General features: G+C 37.7%; 16 protein-coding genes. 10 read left to right on the top strand and 6 right to left on the bottom strand.

Annotated elements, in window-relative coordinates; all coding sequences use genetic code 11:
- Positions 1–103: 103 nt before the first annotated feature.
- On the bottom strand, positions 104–919 hold the full coding sequence (locus tag JML65_RS06055) for a helix-turn-helix domain-containing protein (protein ID WP_115917423.1): 816 nt from the start codon (positions 917–919) through the stop codon (positions 104–106).
- A gap of 57 nt (positions 920–976) precedes the next feature.
- The gene (locus JML65_RS06050; RefSeq protein ID WP_202270211.1) at positions 977–1972 is read right to left on the bottom strand and encodes an SDR family NAD(P)-dependent oxidoreductase; all 996 of its coding nucleotides are present in this window, start codon (positions 1970–1972) and stop codon (positions 977–979) included.
- Between the two features lie 197 nt (positions 1973–2169).
- On the opposite strand from JML65_RS06050, the gene JML65_RS06045 reads away from it, so the two are divergent.
- Positions 2170–3498 carry a retropepsin-like aspartic protease gene (locus JML65_RS06045; protein ID WP_202270210.1) on the top strand — a complete coding sequence of 443 codons (1329 nt, stop codon included), beginning with the start codon at positions 2170–2172 and terminating at the stop codon, positions 3496–3498.
- Positions 3499–3633: 135 nt separating this feature from the next.
- On the opposite strand, the gene JML65_RS06040 is transcribed toward JML65_RS06045, so the two are convergent.
- Entirely contained in the window at positions 3634–5097 is a 1464-nt protein-coding gene (locus tag JML65_RS06040) for a RagB/SusD family nutrient uptake outer membrane protein (protein ID WP_202270209.1), read from the bottom strand.
- Between the two features lie 8 nt (positions 5098–5105).
- Positions 5106–8060, bottom strand: a complete 2955-nt coding sequence (locus JML65_RS06035; RefSeq protein ID WP_202270208.1) for a SusC/RagA family TonB-linked outer membrane protein — start codon at positions 8058–8060, stop codon at positions 5106–5108.
- A gap of 791 nt (positions 8061–8851) precedes the next feature.
- Here JML65_RS06035 and JML65_RS06030 point away from each other — a divergent pair.
- The 3 genes from JML65_RS06030 (at position 8852) to JML65_RS06020 (ending at position 11703) form a co-directional block, all read left to right on the top strand.
- Positions 8852–9637 carry a hypothetical protein gene (locus JML65_RS06030; protein ID WP_202270207.1) on the top strand — a complete coding sequence of 262 codons (786 nt, stop codon included), beginning with the start codon at positions 8852–8854 and terminating at the stop codon, positions 9635–9637.
- A gap of 145 nt (positions 9638–9782) precedes the next feature.
- On the top strand, positions 9783–10688 hold the full coding sequence (locus tag JML65_RS06025) for an NAD(P)H-binding protein (RefSeq protein ID WP_202270206.1): 906 nt from the start codon (positions 9783–9785) through the stop codon (positions 10686–10688).
- 94 nt (positions 10689–10782) lie between these two features.
- Positions 10783–11703, top strand: coding sequence for an AraC family transcriptional regulator (locus tag JML65_RS06020; RefSeq protein ID WP_202270205.1), 921 nt, complete (start codon positions 10783–10785; stop codon positions 11701–11703).
- A gap of 85 nt (positions 11704–11788) precedes the next feature.
- On the opposite strand, the gene JML65_RS06015 is transcribed toward JML65_RS06020, so the two are convergent.
- Both JML65_RS06015 and JML65_RS06010 read right to left on the bottom strand, forming a co-directional pair.
- Positions 11789–11968 (bottom strand): hypothetical protein, encoded by a 180-nt coding sequence (locus JML65_RS06015; protein WP_202270204.1) that lies wholly within the window; start codon positions 11966–11968, stop codon positions 11789–11791.
- Positions 11969–12070: 102 nt separating this feature from the next.
- Positions 12071–12286 carry a hypothetical protein gene (locus JML65_RS06010; protein WP_202270203.1) on the bottom strand — a complete coding sequence of 72 codons (216 nt, stop codon included), beginning with the start codon at positions 12284–12286 and terminating at the stop codon, positions 12071–12073.
- 243 nt (positions 12287–12529) lie between these two features.
- On the opposite strand from JML65_RS06010, the gene JML65_RS06005 reads away from it, so the two are divergent.
- From JML65_RS06005 to JML65_RS05980, 6 genes are all read left to right on the top strand, one after another.
- Entirely contained in the window at positions 12530–14050 is a 1521-nt protein-coding gene (locus tag JML65_RS06005) for an adenosine kinase (protein WP_202270202.1), read from the top strand.
- Between the two features lie 264 nt (positions 14051–14314).
- Entirely contained in the window at positions 14315–15064 is a 750-nt protein-coding gene (locus JML65_RS06000; protein ID WP_084087346.1) for a sulfite exporter TauE/SafE family protein, read from the top strand.
- A 13-nt stretch (positions 15065–15077) separates the two neighbouring features.
- Positions 15078–15320 carry a MoaD/ThiS family protein gene (locus tag JML65_RS05995; RefSeq protein ID WP_084087348.1) on the top strand — a complete coding sequence of 81 codons (243 nt, stop codon included), beginning with the start codon at positions 15078–15080 and terminating at the stop codon, positions 15318–15320.
- A gap of 5 nt (positions 15321–15325) precedes the next feature.
- Positions 15326–15742: a molybdenum cofactor biosynthesis protein MoaE gene (locus JML65_RS05990; protein WP_115917442.1), complete on the top strand. Its 417-nt coding sequence runs from the start codon at positions 15326–15328 to the stop codon at positions 15740–15742.
- 47 nt (positions 15743–15789) lie between these two features.
- Positions 15790–16665: a formate dehydrogenase accessory sulfurtransferase FdhD gene (gene fdhD, locus JML65_RS05985; RefSeq protein ID WP_202270201.1), complete on the top strand. Its 876-nt coding sequence runs from the start codon at positions 15790–15792 to the stop codon at positions 16663–16665.
- Positions 16662–17012: a DUF7009 family protein gene (locus JML65_RS05980; protein ID WP_202270200.1), complete on the top strand. Its 351-nt coding sequence runs from the start codon at positions 16662–16664 to the stop codon at positions 17010–17012. The genes fdhD and JML65_RS05980 overlap by 4 nt, the downstream gene beginning before the upstream one ends.
- Positions 17013–17023 lie beyond the last annotated feature (11 nt).

Genomic DNA, 17023 nt, shown 5'->3' with positions numbered 1-17023 from the left:
AAATAGAAATACTTTTTGGGGATTTAATTTCTATAATGCCAGGAAAACAGCAAAAATTAAGACTTCAAATAAAAACAGTCCTATTCATCTGAAGAGATAAGTTTTATGGTAAGCCTGGCTTAAGCTGTGTTGGCGATATTCCATATTTCTTTTTAAAAGCAAAAGAAAAGTGGGAGAGGTCCTCAAATCCTACTTCAAGGAAAACGTCTTTGGGTTTTCTGTTTTTTTCTGACAGCTGGTAATAGGCCAGTTCAAGCCTTTTGGCAATCAGCCATTTCTGGGGAGTATTGTTAAAATGCCTTTTAAAATCCCGGTTAAAAGTAGACAGGCTGCGACCCGTGAGGTATCCAAGTTTTTCCAAAGGCATATTGAACATGAAGTTCCGTTCCATAAAATGGATAAGGTCTATTTTTCCCGGAGCATCGAAATGGGCAAGAACTTTATCTACATCAGGATTTACCGATCTGAGGATGGCTATTGCTTCGGTTATTTTAAGGGAAGCAATATGTTCAGGAAAGGTTTCCTCCATTTCAAAATAAGGAAGCAGAGAGTTTAAATAACTTTTCAGTAGCGGATGGTTATTAAAACTGTAAATACATTGCTCCGGCCGTATGGGTTTAGGTAGATCAATTTTTTCATAATAATGTTTCAGGCGTTCTACCGAGAGATGGAGGACGACTGTTTTATGAGGCAGCCCGTCCTTAGGATAGTTGACAACTGTAGCCAACTGATTTCGGGGAATTAAAAAAGTATCGCCGGCATGGAAGTAATACGTTTTGTCTGCCTGTATGATTTTGGTTTCACCTGAAATAAACCAGACCAGCATATGATCATCAAACATAAGATCTGACTTGAATAGTTTATCCTCATAGCAGGATAATTTGATCTCCTTTGTCAGGTATTTTGAAATATGATCCATGGCTCATGATATTTTTAGACTAATAAATATAATACATTTTGCAGTGTCTTTTTTGCCTTATTCAACCGGAAAACGGATGCCTGTTATTTTCTCACTCCAATCCCATAAACGGGTGGCACTGGATTGATCCAAAGAATAGGGTTTTACCCCTTTTGTTATTGCATTTTCAAGGGCTAATGGGGCAATATCCGTATCTTCACAGTAGACTCCTCCGATAGCATTAAGTTGTGGGCTGGTAGCACACCATACTGTTGTGGCAGCACCCTGAGGAATTGTTTTTAAGGTAGAGAGTATTTCCTCAGGAATATTCCCGTGAGCGTCTGCCAATCCCATTTTTTGGAAAAGTTCCAGGGGAGCTTCTCTTCCCAGTTCTGTACCGGCAATTGATCCCGGATGTAGAGAATATACTCGTACTCCTGCTGATCTTGCCCGGTTATCCAATTCAAGAGAAAAAAGATTCACTGCTGTTTTAGATTGTCCATATCCCTGAAGAGTTTCATATTCACGGGTAAGGAAATTAGGATCTTCAAAGTTGAAAGGAGCAAACTGATGTCCTTGTGATGATACATTAACCACTCTGGCTCCCTGGGCACTTTTAAGAGCCGGCCATAGCCTTGCTGTTAACTGAAACTGAGCGAGGTAATTTGTAGCCAGCTGAGACTCAATACCCCGTTCATCTTTACGTAAAGGTACCCACATAATACCTGCATTATTGATCAGCAGGTGAAGAGACCTTCCGGATGCGAGAAATTTTTGGGCAAAATCATCAATAGACGAGGGGTTTATGAGATCCATAGGCTCGATTTCTACGTTTTCAATTCCCTTCAGGTTTTCTACGGCCTTTTGTATATTCCGTGCAGGGACAATAACTGTTGCTCCCGCTGCAGCCAAAATTTTAGTCGTTTCCAGACCGATACCTGTATTTCCTCCGGTAACAATGGCGATCTTTCCCGTAAGATCAATCCCTTTGATCACTTCCTCTGCTGTCGACTGTGCATTAAACCCTGAAATAATAGGCTTTTGCATTGTACCTTGATAATTACTGTTTTGCATTGTTTTGGTATTTAAATGTTATACAGCAAAGGTATTCCGGATTTATTCTTTTCATTTTGTTGTAAGCGTCAATTTACTTTGTTGTAACTGTCGTGGTATTAGTTTTCTGTATTCTGTCTGAATATCATTTTAGAGGAATTTTTACGTTATAACATGAGCAGAATTAATAAATTAGCAAGTCAGATAAAACTCAATACATGATCACTATTACAATGAAGAATACATTAAGCAGGCTGTTAAAAACAGAATTATTCGGAAAGATAAAAACAATACGCACAGCAATGTTGTTTGCTTTGTTATGTATTTCTTTTACAGGATTCGGGCAGACACCTGCTTCTGCATTTGATATGATATACGGTCAAATGAAGCAAAAAAATTTTTTTGAAGCCCGTACATCTTTTGCTGTGCATAAGAAAAAACTGCCTGTGGAATATCAGTATTTTACAGAAGCGGTACTTGATAATGCATTTAACAAACCTGAAGAATCTAACCTGAAAATTACAAAGCTGGAAATGCTGAAGTCTTCATTTCCGGATTCCCTGATGCTTAAAATAGGGCGTATAAAAGAAGATAACTGTATGAAACAGTATGATTATGCCGGAGCTAAAAAAGCGGTACAGGGAACTCTTCAACAATATGACAGGTTACTTACACAAGATGAAAAGGATGATCTTAAGAATAATCTGAAAATCTGGACCGCGCTGGAAAATGAGCCCCGTCAGAAAATTGTCATGAACGGTTCAACCCGTTTGAAAATGGAAAAAGATGCGGCAGGGTTGAAAAACCTGAAAGTGGATATTGGAGAAGGTACCATGAACTTTATTTTTGATACGGGTGCCAATATTTCTACAATTTCAACTTCAGCGGCCCAGCGTTTACATATGAAGATCATTCCGGCTGCTATTGATGTAGATGCCATTACCGGTATTTCTGTTAAAGCTGATCTTGCAGTCTGCAAAAAACTGGTTCTTGGAAATATTACCGTTGAAAATGCTGTATTTCTGGTGTTTGCAGATAGCGCACTCAGTTTTCCTCAAATCAAATACCGGATCAATGGTATCCTCGGTTTTCCTGTAATCGAAGCATTAAAAGAAGTTCAGCTGACTAAGGACGACTACTTTATAGTGCCAGACACAGAAACGAAAATAAATACAGTCTCCAATCTGGCTATTGACGGATTATCTCCCCTTATTTTTATCGATGGGAAACATTTTTCATTCGATACGGGAGCGGACCATACCATTTTGTATGCCCCTTTTTATCAGGAGAATAAAAAAAATATTGACAGGCAGTATCAGGTGACTAAGATCAGCATGGGGGGAGCCGGTGGGAAAATTGAATATGACGGATTTAAGATCAATCATACTTTTCATATCCTGGATAAGAAAATTCCTCTTGAGAATGTAAGTGTGCTAACAACCAAAATTAATAAAGAAACGGTTTACGGAAATATCGGACAGGACGTGATCCGTCAGTTTAATACAATGACCATGAATTTTGATCAGATGTTTATCAAGTTTGACTGATCAGAGGTAGGAAATTAAGAAGACTTATTATTATAATAGAATAGCACCATTTAATGAAAATGGTGCTATTCGTTTTAATGAACAGGAAAAACCTGTTCTAGATACAAAATATGATTGATATGAATGTGACTTTATTTACGGATTCTGGGTGATCTGTGGGTTGTTATTGATTTCTTTATTAGGGATCTGAAACCTGAATTTGTCCGGTGATAGATTAAACCTTCCGAAAGTATGGTTCGTTCCCGGGTATATCCTTTCTAATGGGGTATTTAATCTTTTCATATCAAACCAGGCGTAGCCTTCTCCCCAAAGCTCTATTCTTTTTTGAAGGATAATTTCACTGATCAGTTCATTTCCTGTTTTTGAAGAAAGGGTGTATGCCTTATCTCTTTTGGATGAAATCTCAAATAATACCTGTCTGGCCTCGGCTTCTCTTCCCTGTCTGGCAAGGGCTTCAGCTTCTATATAGTAAAGAGAGGAAGCTCTGATATAGATATAATCGCCCTCAAAAAGACTAGGATCTTTAAACTTCCAGCTTACATAGGCAGGATAGTTTTTGGTTTTTCCATTAAAAGTATATGAAGCACTTTGGCTGCCATTGAAAACTTTTTTCCGGTAATCCGTTTCCGGAATAGCTTCATAAAGACGTTTGTCTATCAGTTTACGGATCTGCGCAGCTCCGGCATAGCCTTCATTGGTATTATCGAACATAGAGAAGAAAGAAGCATAATAATTCCCGATACTCATAGTGGATATGGTATTGTGGAATCCCCATATTACTTCGGGATTGCTGACAGTAGAGAATCCGGTAGTGGTATAGTCGTTTTCTGTCATCAGGGCAATACCCTGTTTACTTTCTTCTGCATATTGGGCAGATTTAGCATAATTTTCTGTTTCCAAAAATACTTCAGCAGCAATAGCCTTAGCTGTTCTCTGATCAATCTGAGCTTTAGAAGGGCGGGCAAAAGTATCCAGAAGGACAATAGACTCTTCAATATCTTTAACAATTTGCCCATATACTTCTGAAACAGTTGATCTTGGAAGTCCCTGGCTTGGATTACTGCTTGTCAGGACTAAAGGAACGCCGGGTTCCGACTGATGTTCTTTGTAGCTGTTAGCATAAAAACGTACCAAATAAAGATAGGAATAGGCTCTTAATGCAAGCAATTGCCCTTTAATAGCTCTGTTTTTAGTACCCGTATCATTTTTCAGATCATCAAGAAGCTTATTGATTACAAATATTCTTGCATAAAAAGTGGTCCATACAATTTCTGAGGCAGAATTGCTGGCATTGGTTGCTTCATAATTATAAAACATTCCCAAATGCTGATTGGTAGACTGTATAACATCATTGGACATCAGGTCTGCACCTGCTTTTATTCCCATAATCCCAAAATCGGAATGAGAGGTCGTTCCTCCGGCTCCATTGCTTCGGAGATCAAGATAGATTCCGCCCAATATTTTTTCAGGGCTTGATGAGTCATTATTTAATTGCTCTCCGGATATATCGCCTTCCGGCAGCGTATTGAGGTCACTGGAGCAGCTATGGGCTATCAATCCGATGCTTATAGCAGTTATAAAGTATTTTATTGTTTTCATAAGTTCTTTTAAAATGTTAGTTTAAAGCCGAGAGAGACACTTGATAGCGTAGAATATTTGTATGAATCTGAAACTCCGGTTAATGAAGTTCTGGGATCATATCCTTTTCTCTTGGACCATAGGTAGAGGTTGTTTCCTGTGAGGTAAACTTTTAAACCGGATAAACCAGCCTGTCCTGCAAAATCATCAGGCAGCTGATAAGACAGCGTAACATCCTGAAGACTGATATAATCTGATTTGATGAGATAGAGTGTTGAATTTCCATTCTGATTGGTTGATGTCAGGTCCACTCTTGGTAAAGCTGCACTGGGGTTTTCAGGAGTCCATGTTTTATCCAGATCCGTAGAGTAGTTAGAGGCATAGGTATCCGAATGGAATAAGCTTCTGTAAATATCATCATATCCATAGCCGCCAAACTGATAAGCAAAATTAACAGACAGGTTCAATCTCTTATAGGTTACATCTGTTCCAAAACCACCATATACCTTAGGAATAGCTGATTTCCCAGTATTGTAGTCTGTAGCCTCCTTATAATTATTGGTTATGGTTTTTTCTTCCTTTTGAGTGGTTGGGTTGATGGCTGTACGATACCATAAGGCATCCCCGTTATTGGGGTTTACACCGGCAAACTCCTTAAGATAGTAGGTATATCTGTCGCCGCCTTCCGCCAAAATAAACAGGCCGCTGACAAGACCCGTATTTCTCTGTTCAGCAGGTAATCTGGTAATTGTATTTTTATAATGGGTCGCATTGGCGTAGATATTCCATTGGAAATCATCGGTACGAAGAACGTCCACATTGATATTAGCCTGTACACCTCTGTTTGTCATGTCTCCTATATTTCCATATTTCACATAAGATCCTGCATTGGAGGGAGGAAGAGGAAGCGTATAAATCATATCTGAGACTTTCCTTTCAAAATAATCAGCATTTAAGGTAATCCTGTTTTTTAACAGGGAGATTTCAACACCGGCATTCAGATTCTTGGAAGTTTCCCATTTTAAATCTTTGTTTCCTTGCTTTTTGAGGGATAGCACAGGCTTGTCATCCCCAAAATTGTTGATCCCATAGATATCCTGATACGCATAATAATCCCTATTGGTACCGTCTAACAGGATATTGTCATTTCCCTGCTGTCCGTAGGAAGCTTTTAACTTTAAAGAATTGATCAGCGTATTATCTTTAAGAAAGTTTTCTTTGGCCACATTCCATGCTACTCCCAATCCATAGAAATTTCCCCATCTGCTTTCCGGAGAAAAAACAGAAGAGCCATCTCTTCGTACATTGGCATTAAAGAAATATTTACTGTCATAATTATAGAGTAATCTGGAGAAATACCCTTCTACAGCGTACTCATAGCCATTTCCGGATAAGTCTGTTATTTTTACGGCATTATCGAAAGACAATGAATTCGGTAATAAAAGTTGTTGTTTTGATCCGGAAAATCCTTCATTTTTTATTTTGTTTAATTCGTGACCTACAAGGATGTTGAAACTATGATTACCCAATTTCTTTTGATAGGTAAGCAATTGCTGATGATTCAGGGTATATTTGAAAATTGAACCTTTGGAAATAGTACCGCCCACGGATGATGAGGTACCTCCTTCTGTATTTCCAAACTGAAGGTTGGTGACATTCTCAAGATAAGCTCCGAAATTATAAGTAAAGTCTAATCCTTTAATGATTTCATAATTTAACCCCAGGTTGATATTCGTAATGTTGCTGGTGGTTTGAGATTTATCCTTTTGGAGATTGCCCACCGGATTTTCAAACACAGCATAAGATCTTGTAGCTCCATTAGGACCTTGCCCGTCACCATAATCATACAGAGCATTTCCATTAGTGTCATAGAGCTGCTGATAATTATTATCTCTGAGGAAAACAGGATAAAAAGGAGATATATTTCTGGCAAACTGAAAAGGATTGGAAAAACCACCTGACTCTCCAAAATCCTGCTTGCTGTAAGTATAAGAAAGGGCTGTAGTTAATTTTAGTTTTGAGGTAATAGAGTAGTCCAGGTTGGATCTTATCCCAAACCTTTCAAATCCGGAGGAGATAAGGTAGCCTTTATCATCCAGGTAGTTTAAGGACGTATAAGATTTTACCTGATCACCATTGGCACTGATTCCTACAGTAGCTTCCCTTCTTAGGGCAGGTTTAAACAGCAGCTTTTTCCAGTTATCCTGATACAGTAACTGAGCATCCGGATTAAATTGACCGTCTTTTGTAATCAGCTGATTAAAAGGAGTGTTGTAAACATTGTATCCCAATTTGCTTAAAGCAGCCAATCCCGCAGCATGAGGACTGGCAGCAGAAGGTATAGCACCCGGTTGCTGGAGTCTTGCCACTTCTCCAATCCTTGCCCTGTTATAGTATGCGGTATAATAATCCTGTGGAGAGGTATAAACCGAATAATCTTCAATAGATCTGAAATTAACCCCGGTTCTCACATCAGCTTCAATATGTAACCCCTTCGTTTTACCTCTTTTGGTGTTGACAATAATAACACCGTTGGCTCCTCTTGATCCGTATAAGGCATTGGAAGAAGCATCTTCAAGAAAGGAAATACTTTCAATATCTGAGGCTGCAATACTGTTGAGGTTTCCGCTGTAGGGGATACCGTCCAGAACGATGAGTGGATCACTGGAGGCGTTAATAGAACCTATTCCTCTCATTCTTATAGTTGGCTGTGAGCCGGGTTGTCCTGAAGAAATTACCTGTACACCGGCAACCTTTCCACCAATTCCCTGAAGAATGTTTCCGTTTTGAAGATTAGACAGGTCTTTAGCTTTTAAGGACTGTACAGATCCGGTGATCTCTTCTTTTTTCTGTTTTCCAAAGGCTACCACCACCACTTCTTTGATCGAGGTTTCTTTGGAGAGGCTGTCTTTACTTTGTGCAAAGCCATATTCTGCGAATAAAAGCACAGCCAATACACCAAGTTTGCATTGTTTTTTTCTCATTATATTATCATCTTTAAGTTTAAAATCGTAGGATATGACGGCCTGTACTTCCAGTTAAGGAATAAGAAGTCCCGGCCTCCCTTTTTGGGGAGGTTTCAGTGAAAAGCTTATAATGGGTACAGGGTTAGTTAGGCCTTGAAATAAAAGGCCCTACAGTATCAGATTGTGTATGTGAAGTTATGACATCATCATTGTACACATCGAAAATTCAAAACACATATTTTGAGAAGTATGATCGTGCTGTGAAAGACATAGATATGCACTGCGGTTATGTTGGGCAGACATCCTATCGACGATGGTGAACAGGTAAGTATCGGAGTAATTTTTATTCATGAGAATAAAGTTTATTTTTTTTAACTGTGTCAAAATTATTTAATTATTTGTAAACCCTTATCAATAGGGGATATGAGATATATCATATAAGTCTACTAATTTGGTAGGGTAATAAAGAATTAAGTATTTTGAGTGTGTATTTTAAATGTAATATATTTTAAATCAGAGAGTTATTTATTTCGTTGAAATGCGAGATAAAGTCTCTATTAAGCTTCTTGTATGGTGTGAATAAATCTTAATAATAAAAGTCTATTGTTTTTATAGACTTTTTGTTTATTTTATTGCGGTGCTTACCAATGTATTCATAACGGATGGTTACTATAATTAGCTTTTCAATGCTGTTTTCAGAATTTAAATTATTGTATTATAGTGATATAGATTAGATTTTATATTTTTGAATAATATTAGTTATCTTATAGAAAAACGTTTAAAAGTTTAATACATATAGATGGTATAACATGAAAAACAAACAAAAAATACTTGACAATTATTTAAAAAATTCTAAAGGTTTTATTGAGCTCCATTTAAAAAATGTATGGTCTTTGCATAAAGCTGCATTTATTATTTTTTTTATACTTCTTACCAACTTTACCTACGGACAGGGTGTTGATATCGGACAATTTGCAATCTGGAAAGCTAAAGATGGCCAGTTACGGAGTTTTGAAGAAGGATATAAACAGCATCTCAACTGGCACAAAGACAATGGTGATAAATGGGGATGGTATGGATGGTTTATTATTTCAGGACCTAGATATGGACAATTTGTAGATGCTACTTTCGGTCATGCATGGGCTGATTTTGATAATGCTGTAAAGCCTCTTGATGACATGGCTGACAATAAACTGCATGTTTTTCCTTTTGCTGATGTACAGATCATTTTCAAGGTTGCAGGAATTCCTGAAGCAAGTAGTGCCAATACACCCGGAATGAAAACAAAATTTATAAAACTTGTAACATTAACCGTAGATGATATGGAACAATCTCTTAAAATGAGTAAAAAACTAAAAGATTATTATAGTTCAAAACAAATCAAGTTTTATAAGACTTATAAAGTTGTGGATGGGGGAAATATTAATCAAATGATCTTAATGCTGGGTTTTGACAACTGGGAAGATTATGCCAAAAGTGAAGATCTTAATAAAAAAATTGCAGAGTTTGAACAGATTTTGAAGATTGATACTATCCGTTCCATTGTTAGTGAAACAATGATATACCGGCCAGATTTAAGTTTCTTTCCCAACTAAAAAACTTAGAATCAATAATGGGAAAATAGAGAAGTTGTGTTTTGAACTTTATGTTAGGTTTGCTTTTGGCTAAGAAGAAGTGAGATTGAGCGAAGTCTGTTTTAAGCGGTATTCAGAATTTTACATCAACAAAAAATAGATAAAAATGAATATTGTTTTAACAGGTTCCATCGGGAACATTGGAAAACCACTTACAGAAGAGCTCGTACAAAAAGGACATTCGGTAACTGTTATCACCAGTACTACAGAAAGAGTATCCGCTATTGAGATGCTGGGAGCAAAAGCTGCTGTAGGAAATATGTTTGATGTAGATTTTCTGACCAAAACATTTGAAGGGGCAGATATTGTTTATTTAATGGAAACTATGGAGGCCGTGGGAGATCTATTTGATAAGAGTATTGATTTCATTGGTGAAATCAGTAGGATAGGGCACAACTACAAAAAAGCTGTTGAACGATCCGGTGTTCAAAAAATCATACATCTCAGCAGTATCGGTGCACATACCGACAAAGGAACAGGTATCATTGTTTTTCATTATGATGTAGAGCAGATACTCAGAGAATTGCCAGAGGCTATTTCTATTAAATTTATTCGCCCGGTGGGTATTTACTTCAATCTGTTTTCCATGATTACCGGCATCAGAAACAAAGGAACGATTCTTTCCAACTGGGGAGGTGATAAAAAAGAACCCTGGGTTTCTCCATTGGATATTGCAGAAGCTATTGCAGAAGAAATTGAAAAACCCTTTGAAGGAAGAAGTGTTCGTTACGTAGCCAGCGATGAGGTATCTCCCAATGAAATTGCGAACGCTTTGGGAGCGGCTATTGCTAAGCCGGATTTACAGTGGCAAATCATTCCGGATGAGGAATTATTCAATCATTGGGTGAATATCGGATTCAATGAGCAGGTGGCAAGAGGTTTTGTAGAAACCCAGGCAGCACAGGGGAGTGGTATATTATACGAAGATTATTATCAACAGAAACCTGTTTTAGGAAAAATAAAGCTGGCAGATTTTGCTAAAGAATTTGCTGCTGCCTATCAAAATGAATAATACATAGCGCATCACTGGCAGTCTCAATACATGATTGATAAGGTTGAGACTGCAATGCTGGTGCAAATCACCACAAATTAATAAGTTTATCCCTATGGAACAGCGGATTACAAAAAGAATAAAAACCATTACTGAATTTCACCGGTCAAGAGGTTTGCCCCATCCCGAACATCCCCTGGTGAGTGTGGTTGATTATAGTACCGTTATCCGGCCTGAAGATATTGGTGAGGCCAACTGGGTATTTGATTTTTATATGATTTCTCTTAAAATAGGAATCAATGGTCAATTGAAATATGGACAGCAGGAATATGATTTTGATGAAGGCACCATGTTTTTTATTTCTCCCAACCAGGTCTTCCGGATTGAAACTGAACCCGTTCTTCAGGAAAAGCAATCCGGGTGGATGCTGCTGATTCATCCTGATTTCCTTTGGAATACCCCTCTGGCAAAAGTGATCAGGCAATATGATTTTTTTGACTATTCAGTACATGAAGCTTTATTTCTTTCCAAAAAAGAGGAAAAAACCATCAATGAAATTATAGAAAATATTGAACAGGAATATCGGGCTACTCTTGATAAGTTCAGTCAAAATATTATTATTTCACATATAGAAACCCTGCTCAATTATTCCGAAAGATTTTATGAACGTCAGTTTATAACCAGAAAAATTACCAACCATCACGTTCTTAATCGCCTGGAGGAGGTGTTGAATGAATATTTCAATGATAATGCCCCGGTTTCAAAAGGATTACCCACCGTGCAGTATATTGCCCAAAAGCTGAATATTTCTCCCAATTACCTGAGCCGGATGCTTACCACACTTACAGGGCAAAGTACACAGCAACTGATTCAGGATAAATTGATTGAAAGAGCCAAAGAAAAACTCTCTACAACAGATGAATCCATAAGTGAGATTGCTTATGATTTAGGCTTTGAGCATCCCCAGTCTTTTACCAAACTGTTTAAAAATAAAACGAAGCTTTCGCCGCTAAAATTCAGAAATTCTTTTCATTAAATGAGGATTAAAAGCTCCGGATAGGATGCTTGTATAAAGGAATCAGGATATGTTGGGTCTAATGGAAGAATAAAATGGAAATACTTTAATGTCCATAGCTTACCACTCTTGAGATCATCCAGCCTTCATCAGTATGCTTCCAGATATCAACAAATTTGAACGTTCCACAATGGGTTAAAACTCCATTTTCCAGACGACAAAACTGATGTCCTGATTGAATAGCTCCGTAATCTTTAACAGGATATACTTCTACAGTACCCGGCACAAGTACTCTCCTGGTGTAGGCATAGCTTTTAGCAACCCTTCGGAAATTATCAACGGTTTCTTCGCTTCGTATCCAGACAATCCACCGGTATCATGGAAAAATTCAAGGTCTTTGGTGAAAAAAAGTTTTGAGTTTGTCAATATCTCCACTGTTGGCAGCACTGAAAAGTGTGCTGTCCCTTTCCATAATGGTATGATAGAGTTCCCGGGAAACCGGAGTGTAGGATTTTGTTTGCGAAAAGGCTGCCGACCCTAATACACTACATATCAGGATAGAGAAAGAGCGTACCCCTATTATGTTTTTTGTAAAAATGTTCATTGAATAAATCTAAGCGTTAAATTTTGATCAGCATTTTTAAAAGAATCCATTTATCTATGAAAGCTTGAAATATCGATGGTTACCATAAAAGAAATGATAATATGAAAAGAGGCGGTATAAAAATTAAGCCCATTTTTAGGAGGTATTGAGAGTATTTTTGTAAAATTAATTATATTTTTGATGATGATTTTATTTGTACAATTGATATTCGTGATCAATTGTGTAACGTGAACCCTTACTATTATGATGAGAAAATATTCTACTTATATCCTGCTTTTTGGATTTCCTTTGTTCGGATGCCAAACTAAGGTGGTTGAAAAATCCACCTATGAGCAGAACTGGATGTTGTTAGAAAAAGATAATAAAGCACTGGCTTTTGATGCCGATATACACTTATCTGATGCTGAACTTACATTGGATAAAAGATTATTTGAACTACGAAAACAATTCCTTAACGAAACAGAGAAACAGAAGATCCCTTTATATAACAGTTCTTTTAACGAATTAAAACCGTTGATAGAAGACAGTAAGCTGTATAAAGTTTTTCAAACGATGCCTAAAGGTGGTCTGCTGCATACCCACAGTGGGGGAGTTACCGATATGAAATGGGTGATTGCAGCAGCAAGAAAGTATAAAGAATGTTATGTCTATGACCAAAAAGATAATGATAAGTTTATTGTAGGTCAGCTGGCTTTTTTTGAAAATGGGAAAGTTCCCCAAGGATTCGTCAGTCTTGATAAAAAACTTCTTTCAGATCCTCATTTTGAAAAAGAGTTATTGGAGCTTCTCACTCTGAAGCGGGATAAATTATGTACCTATACCAACTATTGGATTGAGTTTGAAAAACGTTTTCAACGCATCAATCTGCTGTTGCCTTACCGTCCTTTCTTTAAAGAATATTATCTGAAAGGCTTCCAGGATCTGGCGAAAGATAAAGTACAGCATGTGGAAATCCGATATGTTTTTGAAGAGCTTTATGATTTCCAACATGGAAAATACCCTTTAAAGAAATCGATTACCGACCTGCAGGATATCGTTAAAGAAGTACAGAAATCAGACCCTCAGTTCAGCCTGAAGCTCATTTATTCAAGTTTTAAGTTTTTAGATCCTCAAAGTATTGAAAAGCAGCTTGAAACAGCTTTTGAACTTAAAAAAGAATTTCCGGATATGATTTCCGGTTTTGATCTTGTTGCAGATGAAGCGGCAGGCCATAGTGTTTCTTTCTTTGAGAAAAACTGGACCGCATTGGACGGACTTAGTAAAAAATATGGCGTAGAAATGCCTCTTTTCCTCCATGCCGGTGAAAGTAATTCGGTCTTTAATAAAAATGTTTTTGATACTTCATTGTTGAATAACCGAAGAATTGGTCATGGTTTAAACCTGATCTATTTTCCGAAAACGATGGAGCTGATCAAAAAACAGAATAAACTGGTTGAGGTAAGCCCAATCAGTAACCAGATTTTAGGATACGTAAGTGACTTGAGGAATCACCCGGCAAGAGTGTTATTAAGTAATGGGGTACAGTGTTCCATAAACAGTGATGATCCGTCGGTATATGGATATGAAGGTCTCAGCTATGATTTCTGGGTTGCTTTTGTCTATTGGGAGCTGGATGTGAAAGCCCTGAAAAAATTGGTTTTCAATTCCATTACTTATTCTTCTATGAATGATAATGAAAAAAAGGTTGCCGTTGCCCACCTGAATAAACAGTGGAATGATTTTATTCAGCATGCTGCCTCAACACTAATGCAGCCTGCCAGGTAAATGTTTGATTTCATTACAATAAAAATAAAATAGCATCAGTTTATGATGCTATTTTATTTTGTGACCTGCCCGGAATGTTATTATAGAAAATAGATCAGTAACATATAGTAAATTAACAAATGACATTTGATTCAGAGTAGTCGCAAATACAATACACATTCAATGATATTTTTGTCACAAATAAGCACATTTACTTTTCCTTTATTTGTACGAACTGATGACTAAAAATCAGTATTATTGTAAGATCAATAATTGATACACTTTATGGGACATTGGGAAATCATCTTGTTCTTTCTGGTGATAGCTTTTGTTTATTCATCAGTAGGATTTGGAGGAGGGTCAAGTTATCTTGCTGTTTTGGCAATGTATGGACTTCCATATCAGGAGATACGCCTGATAGCTCTTATATGCAACGTGATTGTCGTTACGGGAGGAGTTTATATTTATATTAAAAATAAACAAACCGATTGGCGGAAAATACTGCCCATTACCCTTGTGAGTGTACCCATGGCCTATCTGGGTGCCATATTGAAGATCAGTCAGGAAACTTTTTTTCTGATCCTGGGGATCACCCTGATTATAGCAGCCATATTGTTATGGATAAAAACAGATGCAAAGAACAACGCTGAAATATCACAGGATTCACAGGCATCCGTCATTCGGAATGGCTTTTTGGGAGGCGGAATCGGGTTTCTTTCTGGTTTGGTAGGTATAGGAGGGGGGATCTTTCTTTCCCCACTGCTTAATCTGCTGAAGTGGGATACCCCAAGAAAAATTGCCGCCACCTCCAGTTTTTTTATATTGGTTAATTCCATATCAGGAATTTTCGGACAGCTCACAAAACTATCCGTAGATATGGACTTCTTTAGAATTCTGAGTTTATGTCTGGCCGTTTTTATCGGTGGACAGATAGGTTCCAGAATGTCTCTGAAATGGAACCCCTTAGTTATAAAAAGAGTGACAGCTGTGCTTGTTCTGGTAGCGGGAATAAATGTTTTAATAAAATACTGGTAAACCCCAATTAAAAATGAAACTTAATATATTGGCGTTCGGAATAGCAAAAGATATTTTTGGAACACCGGACATGGAAATAGAAACCACAGAAGACTTGAATGTCGGACAGCTAAAAGATATTCTGGAAGACCGTTTTCCACAGCTTAGAAAACTGAAATCTTATTTTATTGCTGTGGATGAAGAATATGCGGATGATGACCGCATTATAACAGGTACTAACGAAATAGCAGTGATCCCTCCCGTAAGCGGTGGATAAAAAGTATGATTGATATAAAAATAACCGACCAGGCACTGAATATAGCTGACTGTTTAGAGGTTGCCCATGATCTGGGCAGCGGAGGAACAGCCACTTTTATAGGAACCGTTCGTAACAGGACCAAAGAAAAGCCTGTTGTCCGCCTGGAGTTTGAATGTTATCAAACTATGGCGATTAAGGAAATGCAAAAGATAGCCGACGCAGCTGCTGCTCTGTTTTCCGTTCGCAATATAGTGGTTCATCATCGTGTAGGGATACTATATCCCGGTGATGCGGCAGTGATCATTGTTGTCAATGACGGACATCGTGAGGCAGTTTTTGATGCCTGCCGGTATATCATTGATACCTTAAAACAAAAAGTTCCGATCTGGAAAAAAGAAATTTTTGAAGATGGAGATGAATGGGTTTCCGCACATCCGTAATGGTAAGGAATAAAATTTCGTATATTTACTATAATACTTCTTGTTAGATGAAAATCAATACCTTGAAATATAATTCAGTACAGAAGATAGAGATTATCAAAGTTAAGGATAACACAAGTTTTCCCTATACGGATGATATTTCAGTGGAAGAACCATTGGAAATCAGGATTTCATTCGGATCAGAATCCTACAGGGAGACGAAAAACCTATCCGTTACCATGAGAACTCCCGGAAATGACGGGGAACTGGCAGCCGGTTTTCTATATACGGAAGGGATTATTGAAGACCCAAAGCAGATCAGAAATGTACAGCATGCTCAGGAGGCATGTTCCAGAACCAGTGAAAATGTGATCATCGTTGAACTTACAGAAGGATTTGTTCCACAGCTGATGAAAACTGACAGAAATTTCTATACCACCTCCAGTTGCGGAGTTTGTGGAAAAGGATCCATCGAATCAATACGCACTGTAAGTGCTTTCCATAAACTGGAAAAAGAAAAAAATACCCTCAATCTGGAAACCATCTATCAATTATCAGAGAAACTAAAATCTTTTCAGGATAACTTCAGTGCCACAGGGGGAATACATGCTTCAGGCATTTTTGATCTGGAAGGTAATCTTCTTGCCGTGCGGGAAGATGTAGGAAGACATAATGCACTGGATAAATTGATAGGATATGCCGTGTTCACTGACCAGCTGCCATTGAAACATAAAATTTTAGTGTTAAGCGGAAGGGCAAGTTTTGAACTGGTTCAGAAAGCGGCAATGGCAGGTATTCCGGTTATTGCAGCAATAGGAGCTCCCTCCAGTCTCGCAGTAGATCTGGCAAAAGAGTTTGATATCACTTTACTTGGGTTCCTTCGGGACAACCGGTTTAATATCTATCACTCGGGGACTAATTTTGAAATTAAAAATTTGATATGAAAATAAGAATAAAAGATAATTCCGTGAGATTCCGAATTACCCAATCTGAGGTTACGGAATTGCACAAAAATGGAATGATCTCCAGCACGACACAATTTATAGACAACCCATTTATATATACTGTTGAAAAAACAGATGAACAACAGCTGTCAGCTGCATTTGTAGAGCATACAATTGTAATGAAAATTCCAGGTTTTATGGTAGAAGAACTGGCTACTACAGATAGGGTGGGTTTCGACGGATTGAGCGGAAAAGTTCAGCTCCTGATAGAAAAAGACTTTGTATGCCTTGATAATACCATAGAGGATCAGAGTGATAATTATCCGAATCCAAATATGAAATGCTAACCCCAAAAAAA

The organism is Chryseobacterium sp. KMC2 (assembly GCF_016756935.1).
Taxonomy (GTDB): Bacteria; Bacteroidota; Bacteroidia; order Flavobacteriales; family Weeksellaceae; genus Chryseobacterium; species Chryseobacterium rhizosphaerae.
The sequence above is the reverse complement of the archived record's forward strand: the minus strand, read 5'-3'. Positions and strand labels throughout refer to the sequence as shown.